This window comes from Pigmentiphaga sp. H8 (assembly GCF_003854895.1).
Taxonomy (GTDB): domain Bacteria; phylum Pseudomonadota; class Gammaproteobacteria; order Burkholderiales; family Burkholderiaceae_B; genus Pigmentiphaga.
The window spans coordinates 4,128,129-4,147,643 of the sequence record NZ_CP033966.1 but is presented as its reverse complement, the minus strand read 5'-3'; the positions used below and the strand labels follow the sequence as shown (position 1 = coordinate 4,147,643).

Annotated in this window: 19 protein-coding genes; 10 read left to right on the top strand and 9 right to left on the bottom strand. The window is 68.2% G+C overall.

Annotated elements, in window-relative coordinates:
* Nucleotides 1-71 precede the first annotated feature (71 nt).
* Nucleotides 72-1,049, top strand: coding sequence for a ketopantoate reductase family protein (locus tag EGT29_RS19605; RefSeq protein ID WP_124690547.1), 978 nt, complete (start codon nucleotides 72-74; stop codon nucleotides 1,047-1,049).
* A gap of 11 nt (nucleotides 1,050-1,060) precedes the next feature.
* Here the strand turns inward: EGT29_RS19605 and bla are convergent, their stop codons facing one another.
* Nucleotides 1,061-1,975, bottom strand: coding sequence for a class A beta-lactamase (bla, locus tag EGT29_RS19600; RefSeq protein WP_202865553.1), 915 nt, complete (start codon nucleotides 1,973-1,975; stop codon nucleotides 1,061-1,063).
* A 142-nt stretch (nucleotides 1,976-2,117) separates the two neighbouring features.
* On the opposite strand from bla, the gene EGT29_RS19595 reads away from it, so the two are divergent.
* The 3 genes from EGT29_RS19595 to EGT29_RS19585 are packed head-to-tail and all read left to right on the top strand — an operon-like array spanning nucleotide 2,118 to nucleotide 3,490.
* Entirely contained in the window at nucleotides 2,118-2,708 is a 591-nt protein-coding gene (locus EGT29_RS19595; RefSeq protein ID WP_124690546.1) for a chromate transporter, read from the top strand.
* A complete protein-coding gene (locus EGT29_RS19590; RefSeq protein WP_124690545.1) occupies nucleotides 2,705-3,232 on the top strand; it encodes a chromate transporter in 528 nt (175 codons plus the stop codon). The genes EGT29_RS19595 and EGT29_RS19590 overlap by 4 nt, the downstream gene beginning before the upstream one ends.
* A gap of 42 nt (nucleotides 3,233-3,274) precedes the next feature.
* Entirely contained in the window at nucleotides 3,275-3,490 is a 216-nt protein-coding gene (locus EGT29_RS19585) for a hypothetical protein (RefSeq protein ID WP_124690544.1), read from the top strand.
* Nucleotide 3,491: 1 nt separating this feature from the next.
* Here the strand turns inward: EGT29_RS19585 and EGT29_RS19580 are convergent, their stop codons facing one another.
* Both EGT29_RS19580 and EGT29_RS19575 read right to left on the bottom strand, forming a co-directional pair.
* Entirely contained in the window at nucleotides 3,492-4,355 is an 864-nt protein-coding gene (locus EGT29_RS19580; protein ID WP_124690543.1) for an alpha/beta hydrolase, read from the bottom strand.
* A gap of 49 nt (nucleotides 4,356-4,404) precedes the next feature.
* Nucleotides 4,405-5,412 carry a tripartite tricarboxylate transporter substrate binding protein gene (locus tag EGT29_RS19575; RefSeq protein WP_238160113.1) on the bottom strand — a complete coding sequence of 336 codons (1,008 nt, stop codon included), beginning with the start codon at nucleotides 5,410-5,412 and terminating at the stop codon, nucleotides 4,405-4,407.
* Between the two features lie 306 nt (nucleotides 5,413-5,718).
* Between EGT29_RS19575 and EGT29_RS19570 the strand changes: the two genes are divergently transcribed.
* On the top strand, nucleotides 5,719-6,444 hold the full coding sequence (locus tag EGT29_RS19570) for a DUF2238 domain-containing protein (RefSeq protein WP_124690542.1): 726 nt from the start codon (nucleotides 5,719-5,721) through the stop codon (nucleotides 6,442-6,444).
* A gap of 42 nt (nucleotides 6,445-6,486) precedes the next feature.
* On the opposite strand, the gene EGT29_RS19565 is transcribed toward EGT29_RS19570, so the two are convergent.
* The 4 genes from EGT29_RS19565 to prpF all read right to left on the bottom strand — a co-directional run bounded on the left by EGT29_RS19565 (nucleotide 6,487) and on the right by prpF (nucleotide 10,754).
* Nucleotides 6,487-7,974: a tripartite tricarboxylate transporter permease gene (locus tag EGT29_RS19565; RefSeq protein WP_124690541.1), complete on the bottom strand. Its 1,488-nt coding sequence runs from the start codon at nucleotides 7,972-7,974 to the stop codon at nucleotides 6,487-6,489.
* A 3-nt stretch (nucleotides 7,975-7,977) separates the two neighbouring features.
* Entirely contained in the window at nucleotides 7,978-8,460 is a 483-nt protein-coding gene (locus tag EGT29_RS19560; RefSeq protein WP_124690540.1) for a tripartite tricarboxylate transporter TctB family protein, read from the bottom strand.
* Between the two features lie 61 nt (nucleotides 8,461-8,521).
* On the bottom strand, nucleotides 8,522-9,475 hold the full coding sequence (locus EGT29_RS19555; RefSeq protein WP_124690539.1) for a tripartite tricarboxylate transporter substrate binding protein: 954 nt from the start codon (nucleotides 9,473-9,475) through the stop codon (nucleotides 8,522-8,524).
* A 112-nt stretch (nucleotides 9,476-9,587) separates the two neighbouring features.
* On the bottom strand, nucleotides 9,588-10,754 hold the full coding sequence (prpF, locus tag EGT29_RS19550; RefSeq protein ID WP_124690538.1) for a 2-methylaconitate cis-trans isomerase PrpF: 1,167 nt from the start codon (nucleotides 10,752-10,754) through the stop codon (nucleotides 9,588-9,590).
* 228 nt (nucleotides 10,755-10,982) lie between these two features.
* Here prpF and fusA point away from each other — a divergent pair, with 228 nt between their 5' ends.
* Complete coding sequence (fusA, locus tag EGT29_RS19545) at nucleotides 10,983-13,094, top strand: elongation factor G (protein ID WP_124690537.1); 2,112 nt, start codon at nucleotides 10,983-10,985, stop codon at nucleotides 13,092-13,094.
* On the opposite strand, the gene EGT29_RS19540 is transcribed toward fusA, so the two are convergent.
* Nucleotides 13,091-14,089, bottom strand: a complete 999-nt coding sequence (locus EGT29_RS19540) for a DUF4105 domain-containing protein (RefSeq protein ID WP_124690536.1) — start codon at nucleotides 14,087-14,089, stop codon at nucleotides 13,091-13,093. The genes fusA and EGT29_RS19540 overlap by 4 nt on opposite strands.
* Nucleotides 14,090-14,211: 122 nt before the next feature.
* Here EGT29_RS19540 and EGT29_RS19535 point away from each other — a divergent pair, with 122 nt between their 5' ends.
* Nucleotides 14,212-15,408, top strand: coding sequence for an AI-2E family transporter (locus EGT29_RS19535; RefSeq protein ID WP_124690535.1), 1,197 nt, complete (start codon nucleotides 14,212-14,214; stop codon nucleotides 15,406-15,408).
* Nucleotides 15,409-15,675: 267 nt separating this feature from the next.
* Here EGT29_RS19535 and gdhA read toward each other — a convergent pair whose 3' ends face one another.
* On the bottom strand, nucleotides 15,676-17,019 hold the full coding sequence (gene gdhA / locus EGT29_RS19530) for an NADP-specific glutamate dehydrogenase (RefSeq protein ID WP_202865552.1): 1,344 nt from the start codon (nucleotides 17,017-17,019) through the stop codon (nucleotides 15,676-15,678).
* Nucleotides 17,020-17,338: 319 nt separating this feature from the next.
* Here gdhA and sugE point away from each other — a divergent pair, with 319 nt between their 5' ends.
* The 3 genes from sugE (at nucleotide 17,339) to folE (ending at nucleotide 19,170) form a co-directional block, all read left to right on the top strand.
* Nucleotides 17,339-17,653: a quaternary ammonium compound efflux SMR transporter SugE gene (gene sugE / locus EGT29_RS19525; protein WP_124690533.1), complete on the top strand. Its 315-nt coding sequence runs from the start codon at nucleotides 17,339-17,341 to the stop codon at nucleotides 17,651-17,653.
* Nucleotides 17,654-17,669: 16 nt separating this feature from the next.
* Nucleotides 17,670-18,476 carry a glutamate racemase gene (gene murI, locus EGT29_RS19520; protein WP_124690532.1) on the top strand — a complete coding sequence of 269 codons (807 nt, stop codon included), beginning with the start codon at nucleotides 17,670-17,672 and terminating at the stop codon, nucleotides 18,474-18,476.
* Between the two features lie 148 nt (nucleotides 18,477-18,624).
* Complete coding sequence (gene folE, locus EGT29_RS19515; RefSeq protein WP_124690531.1) at nucleotides 18,625-19,170, top strand: GTP cyclohydrolase I FolE; 546 nt, start codon at nucleotides 18,625-18,627, stop codon at nucleotides 19,168-19,170.
* The last annotated feature ends 345 nt before the right edge of the window (nucleotides 19,171-19,515 follow it).

The window sequence follows — 19,515 nt, the reverse complement described above, 5'->3', positions numbered from 1 at the left end:
GCGGCATGAAAGAATAGCCATGCCGGTCTTCATCGAGGCCGGGGCCTAGACTCTTTGGATACTCTTTCACCATGAACAAGGTTTGCATCTTCGGCGCCGGGGCGGTGGGCGGATACATGGCGGCTCATCTGGCGCGGGCGGGCGTCGACGTGTCGGTCGTCGCCCGCGGCGAGCATCTGGCGGCCATCCGCCGCGACGGCCTGCGGTTCATCGGCCCCGACGGCGAGTTCACCGTGCGCGTGGCGGCCAGCGACCGTCCCGCCGACCTGGGGCCGCAGGACCTGGTCGTCTCCACGCTCAAGGCCCACGGCCTGCCGCCGGCGGCGTCATCGATGCGGGCGCTGCTGGGAGCCGATACGCCGGTGGTCTTCGCGGTGAACGGCATTCCGTGGTGGTATCTGGCGGCGTTGAGCGGGGGCGCATCCTCGGTATCCCGGCTCGATCCGGAAGGCACGCTTGCGCGCGAGCCGGGCCTGGCGCGGACGCTGGGCTGCGTGATCCGTTCGCCCAACGAGGTCGTCGCGCCAGGCGTGGTGCGCAACAATTCGCGCGCCAGCAGTTTCGTGGTGGGCGAGCCCGGCGGCGCGTTGTCGCCGCGGCTCGAGCAGGTGGTGGCGCTGCTGCGGCGCGGGCTGCCGGGCGCGGCGGCTACCGGGGACATCGGCCGGGAGATCTGGAGGAAGCTTCTGCTCAACGTTCCCAGTTCGCTGCTGTCCTGCCTGACTCAGTCGCCATCGTCGGGCCTGCTCGCGGATTCCGCCACGCGCGAGCTGTATGCCCGCCTTGCCCGGGAGACCTGCGCGGTGGCGGCCCGCTACGGCGTCGCCATGGAGTTCGACCTGGAGGGGCAGGTGGCGGCCACGGGATCGAACCCGCATCCGCCGTCCATGCTGCAGGACCTGCTGGCCGGACGCCCGCTGGAGCTGGACGCGCAGTTGTTCGCGGTCCAGGACCTGGCCCGGTCGGCCGGCGTGGATACGCCCATGCTGGACGTGATGCTGCCCTTGCTGGCGCACCGTGCGCATGCGCGGCCGCCCGCGCACGGCTGACGGGTGTTCGCCTATCTGTTTTCCGGCCGGCCGTAGAGCCGCCCCGCCAGTTCCGCCACCTTGGCGATGACCTGGTCCTTGACCTCGTCCGATACCCGCGTGCTGGCGACGTAGACCGACATCAGGATCGCGGGCCGTCCGGGCGGCCAGGCGAGCCCGATGTCGTTGGCGCCTACCTTGGCGTAGGTGCCGGTCTTCTCGCCGATGCGCCAGCTGGCCGGTATTCCCGCGCGCAGCCGCTTGTCGCCCGTCGTATTGCCGACCAGCCACGCCTGCAGGCGCTCGCGCGATGCGGGCGACAGAGCCTCGCCCACCGCCAGCTTGCCCAGCGTGCGCGTGATGGCGTGGGGCGTCGTGGTGTCCAGCATGCCGGTGGCATGGGGCACGTTCAGCTCGGGTTCGTAGCGGTCGCAGCGCGTGACGCCGTCGCCCAGGCTGCGGATGAAGCGCGTCAGCGCTTCCGGGCCGCCAAAGCTGCGCAGGATGAGATTGGCGGCGGTGTTGTCGCTGGTGGTCACGGTGGCATGGCAGAGCTCGGCCAGGGTCATGCCGCGATCACCGACGTGTTTTCCGGTCACGGGCGACCCATTGACCAGGTCCTGCCGGCTGTAGCGGATCCGCCGGTCCAGCGAGTCTTCGCCCCGGTCATGCCGGGCCAGCACGAATCCGGCGGCGAGCAGCTTGAAGGTGCTGAGCATCTGGAAGCGTTCGTCGGCGCGGCGGCCGATTTCCTCGCCGGAAGCGGTATCGACGATGCACACGCCCAGTCGTCCGTCGGCCAGCCGTTCCAGGCGCGCCAGCTCGTCCAGGGCGGCGTTGCGGGTCGAGACCGGCAGGGTGCCTGCCGGCTGGCCGGCCCAGGCGCCGCGCGCGCCGCAGGCAAGACCGGAAAGGACGAGGGCATGGAACGAGCGGCGTGTGGTCAAGGATGGTTCCTCCAAGGCAGGGAATGGCAGCCCGCGCGAAGGCGGGGCCGTATTCTAGCCTCGGTGGCGGACCGGCCCGGGCGTTAAGCTATTCGACATCCCAGATCCGTAAGATGACGGTACTTCCCGCGATAGGCCCGCCATGCCCCAGACCTTGCCGCCCGCTTCCGCCGACAGTGGTTCCCGGCTTCCTTCCGTGCTCCAGATCTTCCTTGCTTTCACCAAGATCGGCCTGACCAGCTTCGGCGGCGGGCTGAGCGGCTGGATGCTGCGCGAGTTCGTGCAGCGCCGGAACTGGCTGTCGGAGGCCGAGTTCCTGAGTGGCCTCGCGCTGGCCCAGGCCTTTCCGGGCGTCAACGTGGTCAATCTGGCGATCTGGGTCGGCTTCCGATTGCGCGGCGGCGTGGGCGCGCTGGCCGGCGCGCTGGGCCTGGTGGTGCCCGCCATGGTGCTGGCGCTGGTGGTGGTGGCCGCGTTCGCGACGATGGCGACGTCCGATTCGGTGCACCTGGCGCTGGCCGGCGTGGCGGCCGCGGCCGTGGGATTGTCGCTGCAGACGGGGCTGCGCGCCGCGCGCCGGGCCGCGCGAGGCGTGCCCGCCCTGGCCGTGATGGTCGTCACCTTCGTGGCGATCTTCCTGTTGAAGCTGCCTTTGCTGTGGGTGGTCGGCGCGATGGCGCCGCTGTCCATCGGGCTGGCCTATCTGCGCCTGCGCGAGGGTGGGCAGGCATGAGGCTCGCGCAACTGCTGGAAGTGGTCCTGGTCTTCGCGCCGCTGTCCTTTCTGACGGTGGGGGGCGGGCAGAGCATCGTGGCCGACATCCACCGCCAGTCGGTGGATGTCTATGGCTGGGTGACGAATCCGCAGTTCATGGACCTGTATGCCTTGTCGCGCATCATCCCCGGGCCGGGCGCGCTGCTGGTGACGCTGGTGGGATGGCAGGCGGCGGGGTTGGCGGGCGCATTGCTGGCGTCGGCCGCGATCTTCATTCCCAGTTCGCTGCTGGTCTATGCCCTGGCGCATCTGTGGACCCGGTTCAAGGGCACGCGGTGCATACGCGCGATCGAAGCGGGCCTGGTGCCGGTGGCGGCGGGCATGGTTCTGGCTGCTTCATGCACCGTGCTGCGCGCCGCCGAGGGCGGCGCCTGGGCCTGGGGCGTGGCGGCCGCCTCGACGCTGACGCTGATGTACACGCGGCTCAGCCCGTTCCTGATGCTGGGGATAGGCGCCGTGGTGTTCCTGGTGGCGCTGGGTTGAGGTGTGATGAGGGCGGGCGAATGCCGCGCCAAGGAGTCGAAGATGGAAGACTGGACGTTGCAGGCAAGAGGGTGGGTCAATGAACGCAATTTCGAGATCGATACCTCGCCGGGCGAGGACGGCTACCGGTTCCAGGTGCGGGTGCTGGGATTTCCGTTGATGCGGGACAGCGAGGTCTTCGCTTCCGCGGAGGAAGCCCGGACGGGCGCGGTGGCGTTCCTGGAGCGGCAGTTCCAGGCCCCGGTCGAGCTGGAATGAATCAGCCTGGATAGGCCCGGCGGACCGAGCGGATGAAGCCGCGCACGGCGTCGTCGTAGGCGGCGCCGCTGCGGCTGGCGCCGGAGTGCGACGCTCCTTTCAGCCAGACCAGTTGCTTGCGCGGGGATTGCCGTGCCGCCGCCAGCAGCGCCTCGCTCATGGCGGGCGGGACGACCCGGTCCTCGGTTCCGTGCATCAGCAGCAGCGGCACGCTTAGTGTTTCGATGGCGCCGCGCGAATCGAAGGGCTGCGTGACCAGCAGGCCGAAGCCGGGAATGCCGGCCCAGCGCGTGGTGGCGATCATGTCGCGGATGCTGGTGAAGCTGGCTTCGACGATCAGGCCGGCCACCGGTATCGGCGGATCGAGGCGGGCCATCAGGTCGATCGCGATGGCGCCGCCCAGGCTGTGGCCATAGACGAAGCGGCGGGCGGGATCGGGCTGGAGCCGGGCCAGTTCGCGCAGAGCCACCTGGGCGTCCTGCCGCACGCTGGCCTGGGAGGGCAGCCGGGGCGACGAGGCGCCGAAGCCGCGATAGTCGATGGCGAGCATCGAATAGCCCAGCCCGGCCCAATGGTCCATGCGGAACGCGCTGCCGTTCAGGTTCCAGCGCGAGCCGTGCAGGTACAGCACCGTCGGGGCGCCGGGATCGGGATGCCGCCAGTACCAGGTCCGCAGGGTATCGCCGCCCGGCATGGGCAGGTCATAGACCTGGGTGCCGGCCGGCGGCTCGCGCCACCACGAGCGTTCGCCCAGTTCGACCGAGAAGATCATCCCGCGCTGCCAGCGGTCGAGCGCGACATAGCCCGCGCTGGCAAGCGCGAGCACGCAGGCGAGGGCGGCAAGACGGCGGATCCACATGCTCATTCCGAGCGCCGGATCCGCCGGAGGTTCCCGCATGGGGCGGGAACGCCGGTCAATCGGCCTGGATGCCGAATTCCTTGACGACCTTGCCGAAGAACGCGTATTCGTCGGACGTCAGCTTGCCCAGGGCTTCGGGCGTGCTGGACTTGGCGAAGGCGCCGAAGACGCGCATCTTGGCGACCACGTCGGGCATTTTCAGGATTTCGGCCATGTGCCCGTTCAACGTGCGCACGACCTCGGCCGGCGTGCCCTTGGGCGCGTACAGGCCCTGCCAGGCGGCAATGTTGATGTTCTTGTATCCCAGTTCGGCCATCGACGGCGCATCCGGGGCGAGCGGGGTGCGTTCCGCCGCGCCGTTGGCCAGGATGTGGATCTTGCCCGAGGCAAGGTAGGGTTCCACCGGGCCGTAGGTCATCCAGCTTAGCGCCACGTGTCCGCCCAGCAGGTCGTTCACGGCGGGCGCGACGCCCTTGTAGGGGACGTGAGTGATCTTGACGCCGGCGGCCTGGTTGAAGAGTTCGCCCAGGATGTGCATGGGCGAGCCCGAGCCGGGGCTGGCGTAGGTCAGGGCCTTGCCCGCCTTGGCGTCCTTCAGGACCTGGGCGATCGAGGTGTAGCCCGAGGCCTGGCCGGCCACCAGCAGCAGGGGCTGGGACGCGGTCTGGGTGATGGGCGAGAAGTCGCGGGCGGGGTTGTAGGTGTCGGCCGAATTGGTCTTGACCACGTGGGTGGCCATCGAGAAGGTGCTGGGGGCCAGCAGCAGCGTGTAGCCGTCGGGCTTGGCGCGCGCGACGTAGTTGCTGCCGATGATGCCGCTCGCGCCGGCGCGGTTCTCGACGATCACGGGCTGGCCCAGGCGCTGCGTCAGCTTTTCGCCGAACAGGCGGGCCATGGCGTCGGTGTCGCCGCCGGCGCCGTAGGCGACGACGATGGTGATGGGCTTGGCCGGATAGTCGGCCGCCATCGCGGGAAGGGATGTGGAGATCGCGCCGGCGGTCGCCAGCGCGGCAGCCAGCGCGAGCGTGGCGCGCCTGCCGGATTGGAGTTGCGTAAACATCATGATGACCATCTGCATAGAAAGGAGAGTGGCTGGCAGGCGGGGACGGGGCTCGTGGCCCAGCCGGGGGACCGGCCGGCGGCGCATGCGCGTGCATGCGTGGCGAGGTTATACCGCAGCCGTTCGCGGCGCGGCTCCCGGCTTTGTATCTTCCAGGGAAAGCGATAGGTTGGCTGTCCGCAACATGCCAGGGGTGAAACGGCGCTGAAACGCGCGGACCCGTGATGGGGCGATCCCGCCGGAGCGGCGCGCGCCGATGGCGTAGACTGGCTGCTCCGCATGGCCGCAGGAGGCAAGATGGAGACAGGCATGGACACGGGGCACCGGCGCTACGTGGCGCGGCTGGCGCTGGCGTTCGCGGTGATCTGGGTGGCTCTGGCCATCGATCCGCTCGACCGTTCGGACTGGGCGCTGGAGAATGTGCTGGTGATTGGATTTTGTATCGGACTGGCCGCGAGTTGGCGGCATTTCCGGTTTTCGCGCCTGTCGTACACGCTGATCTTCCTCTTCCTGTGCCTGCATGCGATCGGCGCGCACTACACCTACGCGAAAGTGCCCTACGACGCCTGGTGGCAGGCGCTGGCCGGCCGCAGCTTCAACAGCCTGTGGGGCTGGGAGCGCAACAATTTCGACCGCGTGGTGCACTTCTCGTATGGCTTGCTGCTGGCCTATCCGATACGCGAGGTCTTCCTGCGCGTGGCCGATGCGCGGGGGTTCTGGGGCTATTTCCTGCCGCTGGAGTTCACGCTGGCGACCTCCGCCATGTTCGAACTGTTCGAGTGGATCGCGGCCGAGGTCTTCGGCGGCGACCTGGGCGTGGCCTACCTGGGTACCCAGGGCGATGTCTGGGACGCGCACAAGGACATGGCCCTGGCCGCCTGCGGGGCCGTGGTGGCGATGATCGCCACGGCGGCCGTGAACCGTTGGCTGCAGCGGGACTTCTCGCGGGAATGGGCGGACAGCCTGCGGGTCAAGGACCCGCGTCCCTACGGCGAGGACGAGATCGCCCGCATGATCCGGCAGGCGCACGAGTAGCGGCAGCCGGCGCCGCGGGCCCGAGCCCGCGGCGGACCGGGCTCAGGCTTCGCGTTTGAGCCTGCGCAGCAGCAGGGGCAGCACCAGCGCGGCTGCGGCCAGCGCGAGCAGCGTGGCCGAGGTCGGCGTCGACACCAGGATCAGCGGATTGCCCTCGCCCACGGCCAGGGCGCGCCGCAGCTGCGTTTCCGCCATGGGCCCCAGGATCAGGCCGATCAGGACCGGCGCGATGGGGAAATCGTAGACCCGCATGACGTAGCCCATCAGGCCGATGCCGAACATCATCGCCAGGTCGGTCCACGAGGTCGCCACGCCCCAGATCCCCACCATCGCGAAGATCAGGATGCCGGCATACAGGTAGGGGCGGGGGATCAGCAGCAGCCGCACCCACAGGCCGACCAGCGGCAGGTTCAGCACCAGCAGCATCAGGTTGCCGATGTACAGCGAAGCGATCAGGCCCCAGACCAGGTCGCCGCTGTTGGTGAAGAGGAACGGGCCGGGCTGCAGGCCGTAGCTCTGGAAGGCGGCCAGCAGCACCGCCGCCGTGGCGGACGTCGGCAGGCCCAGCGTCAGCAACGGCACCAGCACGCCGGCCGCCGCGGCGTTGTTGGCGGCTTCGGGGCCGGCCACGCCTTCGATCGCGCCCTTGCCGAATTCCTCGGGATGCTTGCAGAGCTTGCGTTCGATCGTGTAGGACAGGAAGGTCGGGATCTCGGTGCCGCCGGTGGGCAGCGCGCCGATGGGAAAGCCCAGCGCGGTGCCGCGCACCCAGGGTTTCCAGGACCGCTTCCAGTCCTGGCGCGTCATCCAGGTGCCGCCCGACAGCGGATTGATGCGCGGCGGGGCCTGGCTGTAGCGGCTGGCGACATACAGGATCTCGCCCACCGCGAACAGCGACACCAGCACCACCGTCAGCTCGATGCCGTCGAGCAGGTCGGCCGAGCCGAAGGCCAGGCGGGCCTGCCCGGTCTGGCCGTCGATGCCCACCACGCCCATGGCCAGGCCCAGGAACAGCGCGATGAAGCCGCGCACGCGCGAGGTGCCCAGCACCACCGAGACGGAGGTGAAGGACAGCACCATCAGCGCGAAGTAGTCGGCCGGGCCGAACACGAAGGCCAGCTCGGCGATGGCCGGCGCCACGAAGCTCAGGGCCAGCGTGGCGATGGTGCCGGCCACGAAGGAACCGATGGCGGCGGTGGCCAGCGCGGCGGCGCCGCGGCCGGAACGTGCCATCTTGTTGCCTTCCAGTGCGGTCATCATGGAGCCGCTCTCGCCCGGCGCGTTGAGCAGGATGGAGGTGGTCGAGCCGCCATACATGGCGCCGTACAGGACCCCGGCGAACATGATGAAGGCGGCGGTGGGCGCGATCTGCACGGTAACCGGCAGCAACAGCGCGATGGTGAGCGCCGGGCCGATGCCGGGCAGCACGCCGATGGCGGTTCCCAGCACCGAGCCCAGGAAGGCCCAGAACAGGTTCATGGGCTGCAGCGCGACGCCGAAGCCGGTCAGCAGGGCGTTGAAGGTATCCATCGATCACCACCCCGCCGGAGGAAAGGCCAGGCCCAGGCTCACGCCCAGGTGCGAGAAACCGAGCCAGCAGATCACGCCCAGCGCGAGGCCGATGGCGCAGTCGAACACTACGCGCCGCGAGCCGAAGGCCCGGGTGACCAGGGCGAACGACCCCATGGCGGTCAGGGGAAAGCCGAGCGGCTGCATGGTCAGCAGCGGCAGCGCGGCGCCCGCGGCGGCCCACAGCAGGGCCGGGCGCGAGGCGCCGGCATCGGCCTCGGCGTTCTCCACTTCCTGGGGTGAGAAGTTCTCGCCGCGGGCGATCTGCAACAGCAGCAGGATGCCCAGGACGATCAACGCCGCGCCGATGGCGCTGACGAAGAAGCCCGGGCCCAGGGCGGCATAGCCGCCGATCTGGGGCAGGGTGCCGCCTTCATAGAGCCAGACCGCGCCTATGATCATGACGGCCAGGCCCAGCCACCAGGGGCGCCTTCGGGGTGTTGTCATCGTGTCGTCTCCGATGGGCGCCGGCGGCGGCGCCCCGTGCCTTCTTATGTTGGCGTGGACCTTACTTGACCAGTCCGACGTCCTTCAGCACTTCGGCCTGGCGCGCCTTTTCCTTGGTCAGGAAGGCGGCGAAGTCGTCGCCGGCCAGATAGGCGTCGTCCCAGCCGCGATCGGCCAGCGCCTTCTTCCACTCGGCCGAGGCGTGCAGCTTGGCATAGCGCTGCAGCCACATGTCGCGGCCGGCCTTGCTCATGCCGGGCGCGCCGATGATGCCGCGCCAGTTGCCGATGACCACGTCATAGCCGCTTTCCTTGAGCGTGGGCGCGTCGACGCCCGGCAGGCGTTTCTCGGAGGAGACCGCGATGATGCGGATGCGGCCCTGGTCGACGAAGGTCTTCAATTCGGACAGGCCCGAGATGCCGATCTTGGCTTGCCCGCTGGCCAGCGAGGTGACGACTTCCGCGCCGCTGGTGTAGGGCAGGTAGTTGACCTTGGTCGGGTCGAACTTGGCCGCCTTGGCTAGCAGCGCGGCGGTGACGTGGTCGGTGCCGCCTATCGAACCGCCGGCCACGGCGGTGCCGCCGGGGTTGGCCTTCATCGCCTGGACCGCGTCGGCGATGGTCTTGATGGGCGAGTTGGGCGCCACCACGATCGCGCCGGCGTCGTCGGTCAGCCGTACCAGCGGCACGGTCTGGTCCAGCGTGATGGGGGACTTGTTGGTGATGATGGCGCCGATCAGGATCGCGCCCATGGACATGATGGCGTTGTCGTCGCCCTTGCCGGTGCGCACGAACTCGGCCAGCCCGATGGTGCCGCCCGCGCCGCCTTTGTTGGTGACCTGGAAACCGTCGGTGAAGATGCCGGTCTGCTGCATGATCTGCAGCGGCACGCGCGCCGCGCCGTCATAGCCGCCGCCGGGGCCGCCGGGGGCCATGACCTTGGCGGGGGCCGCGATGCCGGCCAGCGGCACGACGGCGATGGCGAGGGCTGCAACCGTTTTCTTGACGAACTTCATGCGTGTCTCCTTGCTGCGAGGGTCGGCGGAAAAGCCGCCTGATAAATAGGGAACGGCAAGGGGCCGTTCCGCTACGAATACAGTATCCGTCCAAACGCGCGCGGGCGGGAAGTCATTCCCACGGCGGTACCAGCACCACGCCGTCCATCAGCCTGCGGGCCGTGCGGCTCATGGCCACAAGTGCGACGCTCCAGCGCCCGTCCCGGCCATGCGCCTGGGCGCCCACCTTCAGCGTGCCCGACGGGTGGCCGAAGCGCAGTTCGCCGCGGGCGCCGCCCAGCACGTCGGCCAGGACCGTGCCGGGTACGGCTGCGGTGGCGGCGATCGCCACCGCGCCGGTTCCCGTCATGGCGTGGTGCAGCTTGCCCATGGAAAAAATGCGCACGTTCAGATCGATGTCGCCGGCGCCGACGGCGCGGCCGCTGGCGGCCGTATAGGCCGCGGCCGGGGCGGCGAAGGCGAGCTTGGGCGTGTGCTGGCGGTGTGCGGTGGCTTGGGCGGCGTCGGGCGCCAGTCCCATGGCCACGGCCGCATGGGCGCGGATGGCCTCGGCCCGGGCCAGCAAATCGGCGCGGCTGTTCACATCGGGTTGCAATTCCGTGCCGGCGAGCCCCAGGGACGACGCGGCGACGAAAACCGTGGGGTTGCCGGCGTTCACCAGCGTTGCGCGGATTTCCCCCACTCCCGGAACGGTCAGCACGTCGGCCGCGCGGCCGGTGGGAAACATCGCGCTGCCGGGGCCTTCGCCGCCGCCGGGGTCCAGGAATTCCAGCCGCACTTCGGCTGCCGGGAAGGTCACGCCGTCCAGTTCGAAATCGCCCAGTTCCTGGACCTGGCCGCCCCGCACCGGTACGTGGGCGATGATGCGCTTGCCCAGGTTGGCCTGCCAGATGCGGACCACGGCGATGCCGTCGCCCGCCGGCCGCACCAATCCGCGATGGATCGCGAAGGGGCCGACGGCGGCGCTGAGGTTGCCGCAGTTGCCGCTCCAGTCGATGACGGGCTGGCCGATGGCGACCTGGCCGAACCAGTAGTCGACGTCGCAGTCGGGGCGGGTGCTGGGGCCCACGATGACCACCTTGCTGGTGCTGGAGGTGGCGCCGCCCATGCCGTCTATCTGTTTCTCGTAGGGGTCGGGGCTGCCGACCACGCGCATCAGGACGCGGTCGCGGGTGGAGGGATCGGGGGGAAGGTCGGCGGGCAGGAAGAACACGCCCTTGCTGGTGCCGCCGCGCATGTAGAGGGCGGGAATGGCACGCTGTCTGTCGGTGGCGGTCATGGCGGGTCGAAGTGCCGGTTTCAGATTGTTTTCAGGAAACGCGCCCATATTTACGAGATTACTACGAGGCGCGAGGCGCGCGGGAATGCCCCGGCTGCCATCAGGGGTGTGGTACGCAACCCCTCCCGGCCTGGCCCGAATCGGTGCAAACTAGCTTCCTTCGCCGTTTCCTACCCGGAACCGGCGCGGCTCGCGTTTCGTTCCATCAACCCTTTCGACGAGATAGCCATGACCCGCAAGACCCCCATCGAGCGCTACCGGAACATCGGCATCAGCGCGCATATCGACGCCGGCAAGACCACGACGACCGAGCGCATCCTGTTCTACACCGGGGTCAATCACAAGATCGGGGAAGTCCATGACGGCAATGCCACCATGGACTGGATGGAGCAGGAACAGGAGCGCGGCATCACCATCACGTCCGCCGCCACCACGGCGTTCTGGAAGGGGATGGCGGGCAATTATCCCGAGCATCGCATCAACATCATCGACACCCCGGGGCACGTGGACTTCACGATCGAGGTCGAGCGCTCCATGCGGGTGCTCGACGGCGCCGTCATGGTCTATGACTCGGTCGGCGGCGTGCAGCCGCAGTCCGAGACCGTCTGGCGCCAGGCCAACAAATACCATGTGCCGCGCATGGCTTTCGTCAACAAGATGGACCGCGTGGGCGCGGACTTCTTCCGCGTGCAGCGGCAGATCGTCGACCGCCTGAAGGGGCGGGCCGTCCCCATCCAGATCCCGGTGGGCGCCGAGGACCATTTCGAGGGCGTGGTGGACCTGGTCAAGATGAAGGCCATCATCTGGGACGAGGCCAGCCAGGGCGTGCGCTTCGAGTACCGGGACATCCCGGCCGGGCTGCAGGCCACGGCCGTCGAGTGGCACGACAAGATGGTGGCCGAGGCGGCCGAGGCCGACGACGAGCTGATGGACAAGTACCTGAACGGCGACACGCTGACCGAGGACGAGATCAGGCGCGGGCTGCGCAAGCGCACCGTGGCGGGCGAGATCGTGCCCATGCTGTGCGGCAGCGCGTTCAAGAACAAGGGCGTGCAGGCCATGCTCGATGCCGTCATCGATTACCTGCCGTCGCCGGTGGACGTTCCGGCCATCAAGGGCGTGGACCTGCACGACCGCGAGATCGAACGCCATCCGTCGGACGACGAGCCGTTCTCGGCGCTGGCCTTCAAGATCATGACCGATCCCTTCGTCGGCCAGTTGATCTTCTTCCGGGTGTATTCGGGCATCGTGCGCTCGGGCGACACGGTGTTCAATCCGCTCAAGGGCAAGCGCGAGCGGCTGGGCCGCATCGTGCAGATGCACGCCAACGAGCGCCGCGAGATCAAGGAAGTCTACGCGGGCGACATCGCGGCCGCCGTGGGGCTGAAGGAAGCCACCACCGGCGATACGCTGTGCGAGCCGGACCATCCCATCATCCTCGAGCGCATGGTGTTTCCCGAGCCGGTCATCTCGCAGGCGGTGGAGCCCAAGACCCAGGTCGATCAGGAAAAGATGGGCATGGCGCTGAACCGGCTGGCGCAGGAGGACCCGTCCTTCCGCGTGCGCACCGACGAGGAGTCGGGCCAGACCATCATCTCCGGCATGGGCGAGCTGCACCTGGAGATCCTGGTCGATCGCATGAAGCGCGAGTTCGGCGTCGAGGCCACGGTGGGCAAGCCGCAGGTCGCCTACCGGGAAACGGTGCGCTCGGCGGTGCGCGACGTCGAGGGCAAGTTCATCAAGCAGTCGGGCGGGCGCGGCCAGTACGGCCACGTGGTGATTTCGCTGGAGCCGCAGCCGGCCGGCTCGGGCTATGCGTTCGTCGACGCCATCAAGGGCGGCGTGGTGCCGCGCGAGTTCATCCCCGCGGTCGACAAAGGCATCCAGGACACGCTGGGCTCGGGCGTGCTGGCGGGCTATCCGGTGGTGGACGTGAAGGTCACGCTGACCTTCGGTTCGTATCACGACGTGGACTCGAACGAGAACGCGTTCCGCATGGCCGGCTCGATGGCTTTCAAGGAAGCCATGCGGCGCGCGAGCCCGGTGCTGCTCGAGCCCATGATGAGCGTCGAGGTCGAGACGCCCGAGGACTTCATGGGCAACGTGATGGGCGACCTGTCGTCGCGGCGGGGCATGGTGCAGGGCATGGAGGACATCGCGGGCGGAGGCGGCAAGCTGGTGCGCGCCGAGGTGCCGCTGGCCGAGATGTTCGGCTACTCCACCACGCTGCGTTCGCTCACGCAGGGGCGCGCCACCTACACCATGGAGTTCAAGCACTACGCCGAGGTGCCGCGCATGGTGGCCGACGTGGTCATCGGCCAGCGCAAGCAAGGGGGTTAGGGCTGCGCGATCCCCGGCACGCCGCGCCGTATGGCGGCCGAGAAATCCGGATCGGCGTCGGCGTCCCGCGCCCGCTGGGTGATGCGGCCCAGCCGCTTCAGTTCCGCCAGCGGGTGCGAGGTGTCCAGCCCGCGCACGTCGTAGATGTAGCCCGGCAGGTAGCCGGCCAGGACCAGCCGGTAGTCCATGGGCAGGCCGGGAATGATCCGCGTCATCATGTGATAGACGATGGTCGTGCAGTTGGCCGTGATGGTGTGGTAGAAGCGCGGCGTCGACACCAGCTTGTTGGCTTCGTCCACGTAGGCCAGGAACAGCGACATCATGGCCTCGCGCGGCATGGATACCCGGTACAGGTAGTCGTCTTCCTCGCGGATGTTGGTGCGCACGCGGACGATGTCGCGTTCGTCCGCGGCCACGACGCTGGTCTCGAACTCCTTGAAGAAACCGCCGATGGACGAGAATTTCTCGTGCCGCTCCTTGCGGATCTCGACCGAGAATACCAACTGCCGGCCGTCCTCGAAGCCGAACGACACCAGCGTGTGAGCGATGGCCTCGATGGTCCAGTAGGACAGGATCAGGTCCACGCTGGCCAGTTTGGTCAGGTCGTAGCTGCGCGTCTCCCAGCGCGGGGTGTAGTCGGCCGGGCCGCGCCAGTCGAAGTTGCGCACGTTGCGCAGCGTGACCACGTGGCCGTCGACCTGGCCCGTGGTCATCTGGGCGACGTCGTCGGCCCAGACCCTGTCGTTCGACGGCGCGATGCTGTGCCACCAGGCCAGCAGCAGGCCGAAGCCCACGACGTACGCGCCCACGCCCCAGGCGGGCCGTCCCGCCAGCGTCAGCCACAGCATGCCCAGGCCGAAAGCCGCGCCGGCCACGGCCGCCGCGATCCGGACGGGCAACGGACCGGGGACCTGATAGCGCAGGGCGAAAGCGGCCCACAGCGTGGTGGGCAGGAAAACCAGGACGGCCAGCGCCGACAGTAGAAAAGTTCGCATGGACCCGAACATACCACCGCCCGCGACGATGCGGCAGTCCCCTCGAGAAGCCGCCCCGCAATGCGCTTGCTAGCTGGTACAGTTGTCGGCGACGTTCCTCGGCTTACCGCTCGCGACCATTCATGACGCTTCCTGTCTTTTCCGCCCGCCTCGTGGCCCGCTGGCTGCTGATTCTCATGCTGCTGGCCGGCGCCTACTTCTTCAGCGGGTTCCTGGTTCCTGGCCTGGCCGCGCTGATCATCGGCCTGGCCAGTTGGCCGCTGTACCGGCGCTGGGTCCGCATCTGCGGCGGCCGCACGGCGCTGGCGGCCTCCAGCGCGCTGCTGGTCATCGTCGTCGGGCTGATCGTGCCCTTCGCCTATTGCCTGTCCTATGCGATCCAGGAGGCCAGCAACCTCATCCGCTGGCTGCTCGAGGCCAACCGCGAGGGGCTGGCCGTCCCGCACTGGGTGGCCGGGCTGCCGCTGGTGGGCGAGCGCCTGGCGGGATACTGGGAGGAACACCTGACGCGGCCGCACGCGCTGGGCGCCTGGGTGCAACTGATCAGCGGCGAACACCTGGGCAACATCTACCGGGTCGTGCTGTCCACCACGGGCAACGTCTTCCACCTGGCGCTGACGGTGGTGTTCATGCTGATCATCCTGTTCTTCGTCTACAAAGACGGCGAACGCATGGTCGGCCAGCTCGACACCGTGGGCGAGCGCGTGCTGCCGGCGCGTTGGACCCGCCTCTCGCGCGTGGTGCCGGCCACCATCAGCGCGACCGTGACCGGCATGGGCCTGATCGCCATCGGCGAAGCCGTGGTGCTGGGCACCGCCTACTGGATCGCCGGCGTCCCGTCACCGGCCCTGCTGGGCCTGATCACCGGTTTCATGGCGCTGGTGCCCGGCGGCGCCCCGCTGGCCTTCACCATGGTTTCGCTGTACCTGATCGGCTCGGGCAAGCTCATCGCCGGCATCGGCCTGTTCGCCTGGGGCACGCTGGAACTCTTCATCGTCGACAAGACCCTGCGCCCCCGCCTGGTGGGCGGCCCCGTCAAGCTCCCTTTCCTGCCCACCTTCATCGGCCTGGTGGGCGGCGTACAGACCATGGGCCTGGTCGGCCTTTTCGTCGGCCCCGTCCTGATGGCCCTGCTGGTCGCGATCTGGCGCGAATGGCTACGAGAGGAAAGCCCCCCCCTACGCGCTTACGCGCGCCCCCCAGGGGGCGGCACTGGCGGACCGGAAGGAAAGCCCACCCCCATGCGGCCTCCGGCCGCTCCCCCTCAAGGGGGCGGCACTGGCGGACCGGCAAAGCCGGATCCGCGGCGCCCTGGGTAGGGGGCAAAACAAAATGGCCTCGCTTCAAAAAAGCGAGGCCATTTTTTTCATTTCCAACCGCCGGTAGCCAGCGAAGCACCGGCGCTACAACCCACGAAACCCGTACTAGACCCAGGATGCGGAGGATCCGGCTCCGCCGGTCCTCGCGCATCGCCCCCGGGACCCGGTGCCGGGCCGCCCCAAGGCGGGTCCCGGCCCCCTTGGGGGGCTGCCGCGTAGCGGCTGGGGGCTCACCAGACTGGGCGCCCGTAAGGGCGTAGGGGGGGGCTAGTACACGCCTTGAGCCATCATCGCGTCGGCCACCTTCACGAAGCCGGCGATGTTCGCGCCGTCCACGTAGTTGATGGAGCCGTCGGCGCGGCTGCCGTGGCGCACGCAGTTTTCGTGGATGTCCTTCATGATGGCGCGCAGGCGCTCGTCGACTTCGGCGTGGTGCCACGACAGGCGTTGCGAGTTCTGCGCCATTTCCAGGCCCGACACGGCCACGCCGCCGGCGTTGCTGGCCTTGCCGGGGGCATACAGGGTGCCCGCATGGGTGAAGACGTCCACGGCTTCCAGCGTCGAGGGCATGTTCGCGCCCTCGGCCACGCACAGCACGCCGTTGCCGACCAGGGTCTCGGCGTCCTTGTGGTCGAGTTCGTTCTGGGTGGCGCACGGCAGGGCGATGTCGACCGGGATGTGCCAGGGGCGCTTGCCGGCCTCGAACGACAGCTTGTTGCGCGCGGCGAAGTCGGTCAGGCGGCCGCGCTGGACGTTCTTGAGATCCATGATCTCCTTGAGCATGTCGACGCTGATGCCATCCTTCACGTACAGCGTGCCGTCGGAGTCGGACAGGCTCACGACCTTCGCGCCCAGGTCCAGCGCCTTTTCGGCGGCATACTGCGCGACGTTGCCCGAGCCGGAGATCGACACGGACTTGCCGTCGAAGCTCTGGTTCTTGCGATACAGCATCTGTTCGGCGAAGTAGATGGTGCCGTAGCCGGTGGCCTCGGGACGCATCAGGCTGCCGCCGAAGGCCAGGCCCTTGCCCGTGAACACCGCCGAGGCGCTGTTGGACAGCTTCTTCATCATGCCGGCCATGAAGCCCACTTCGCGGGCGCCCACGCCGATGTCGCCGGCCGGCACGTCGGTGTCGGGGCCGAGATGGCGGTAGAGTTCCAGCATCAGGGCCTGGCAGAAGCGCATGACTTCGCCGTCGCTCTTGCCCTTCGGGTCGAAGTCGGAGCCGCCCTTGCCGCCGCCCATGGGCAGGGTGGTGAGCGAATTCTTGAAAGTCTGTTCGAACGCCAGGAAGCGCAGGATGGACAGGTTGACCGACGGGTGCAGCCGCATGCCGCCCTTGAAGGGACCAATGGCCGAGTTGTGCTGGATGCGGAAGCCGCGATTGACCTGGGTCTGGCCCCGGTCATCGACCCAGCATACGCGGAACTGGATGATGCGCTCGGATTCCACCAACCGCTCCAGCAGGCCGTGCTCGGCGTAGCGCGGGTGCTTCTGCAGGAAAGGCCAGAGGCTGGTCATGACCTCCTTGACGGCTTGCAGGAACTCCGGCTGATGAGGATCGCGCAGGGCGACCTGCGAGAGAAAGCTGTCTAGGCTGGCGTGTTTCAATATCGGCTCCGTTGAATGTCCGGGCGCTTGGGGTCGTCCTGCCGCAATCAGCTGCGAGCGGCGTCGAGGGCTGCACCTTTTGCGTGCGGCAATTGCTCTGATGTGGTGCGTTACACCGAAAAAACGCGGCATTGTAATCGCGTTTTTCCGTCATCATGTCGGTAAACCCCGACTTTATGCACGTATTTAGTGCGATCTTTAAAAAGGGACGGAGCGGGGTAGTGAAGTGTTTTTCGGTATTTAAATAGGGACGGAACGAGGCGGGGACGACCCCGCTGGGCATGACGAATGGGGACGGCCCCGCAATGAGGATAAAACCATGGCTTGGACCCTTTTGATCATCGCCGGACTGATGGAGGTCGGCTGGGCGATCGGTTTGAAATACACCCACGGATTCACGCGATTGTGGCCGTCGGTGGGCACCATCGCCGCCATCGTCGTCAGCATGGCGCTGCTGGGCGTGGCGATGCGCACGCTGCCGGTAGGGACCGCCTACGCCATCTGGGTGGGCGTGGGCGCGGTGGGTACCGCGGCGCTGGGCATCCTGTTGTTCGGCGAGGCCGCCAGCCCGGCGCGCCTGGCCAGCCTGGGGCTGATCCTGGCGGGTATCATAGGGCTGAAACTGGCTTCCTAGCGCGCATTTCCATCCCATGACCACCGCCGCTCACGACGGACCCCTAGGCATTTTCGACTCCGGCGTGGGCGGCATCAGCGTGCTGAGCGCCATCCGGCAGTCTTTGCCGCACGAAAACCTCCTGTACGTGGCCGATAGCGGCCATCTGCCGTATGGCGAGAAAACGCCGGCCTACATCGTGTCGCGCGCCCTGCGCCTGGCCGAGTTTTTCCTGTCGCACCGGGCCAAGGCGGTAGCCATACCCTGCAACACGGCCACGGCGGTCGCGGTGGAGGCCCTGCGTGACCGCTACCCGGACCTGCCCATCGTCGGCATCGAGCCCGCCGTCAAGCCGGCGGCCCGGCTGACGCGTTCCGGCGTGATCGGCGTGCTGGCCACCACCGGTACGCTGCTCAGCGACCGCTTCCACGCGCTGGTCCGGCGCGAGGCGCCGGACGTGGAAGTGCTCCTCAAGCCTTGCCCCGGCTGGGTATCGCTGGCCGAAGAAGGCTGGACGCCGGACCAGGACCGTCTCGTGGCCGAGCCGCTGGCGGAGCTGGTCGAGCGCGGCGCCGACGTGCTGGTCCTGGGCTGCACGCATTTCCCCTTCCTGATCGATCCGATCCGGCGCCACGTGGGGCCGGACGTGGCAGTGCTGGAAACCGGCGTCCCCTTCGCCCGCCAGTTGCAGCGGCAATTGCTGGCCCATGGACTGGCGCGCGAGGCGGGCGGGGGCGGCGTTTCCTTCATGACCAGCGGGGACCCGGCCGAGACCGCGCGGCGCATCGCGCGCCTGACGGGGCAAGAGGCCGCCGTGGCGCGCCTGCCCCGGGAATATTGCTGAACCGCGGCGGCGGCCGGGATTCGGGATCGAGGTAGGGCCTTTCCGGCTACGCCCGGGGCGATGGGGTATCCTCACGCCTTCCGCGGGCCTTCGCGCCGCGCCCGGTCGGTCCAGCGCCGCCGTTTCCACGGATATCTCGGGAGCCTTCATGTCGCTCGAACAGAACTACACCTCCATACTCGAACAGCTCGGCGAGGACCCGGGCCGGGAGGGCCTGCGCGATACGCCCAAGCGCGCCGCCAAGGCCATGAAATACCTGTGCCAGGGCTATACGCAGAACCTGGACGAGATCGTCAATGGCGCCCTGTTTTCGTCCGACACCAACGAAATGGTGCTGGTCAAGAACATCGAGCTGTATTCCCTGTGCGAGCACCACCTGCTGCCCTTCATCGGCAAGGCCCATGTGGCCTACCTGCCCAACGGCAAGGTGCTCGGCCTGTCCAAGGTGGCGCGCATCGTCGACATGTACGCCCGGCGCCTCCAGATCCAGGAGAACCTCTGCCTGCAGATCGCCGAGGCCGTCCAGGAAGTGACCGACGCCCTGGGCGTGGCCGTGGTCATCGAGGCCCAGCACATGTGCATGATGATGCGCGGGGTCGAGAAGCAGAACTCGTCCATGGTCAGTTCCGTTATGCTGGGCGCGTTCCGCGAGAATCCCTCGACGCGGGCCGAATTCCTCGAGCTGATCCGCTAGCCGGCACGGCCGCGCCGCGCGGTCTGGCGCACCGGCCGGGTGCGGTTTCCTTTCTTCCCGCCCGTGGATGGTGCGATGCCGCACCGCCACGGCGCCTTGCGCCTCGTCGTAGGGGCCGGTTTTGCCCCTGGTCCGGAGTTTGCTACGGCATCGGTAGTGGTTTACCCCAGTCGCGCCTCCAAAATCGAGGCGCTATATTTTTGCCACTGTTCCGTATATGAGATGAGGTTTCGTATTTAAGACGACGAACGATGCCGGCCCAGCGATCGAATAACACTATCGCAGTGTCCGGCCCCCCGCAACCACGGGGATGGGGCAGTTCCGCTCCCGTTCGCCGCCGGATCG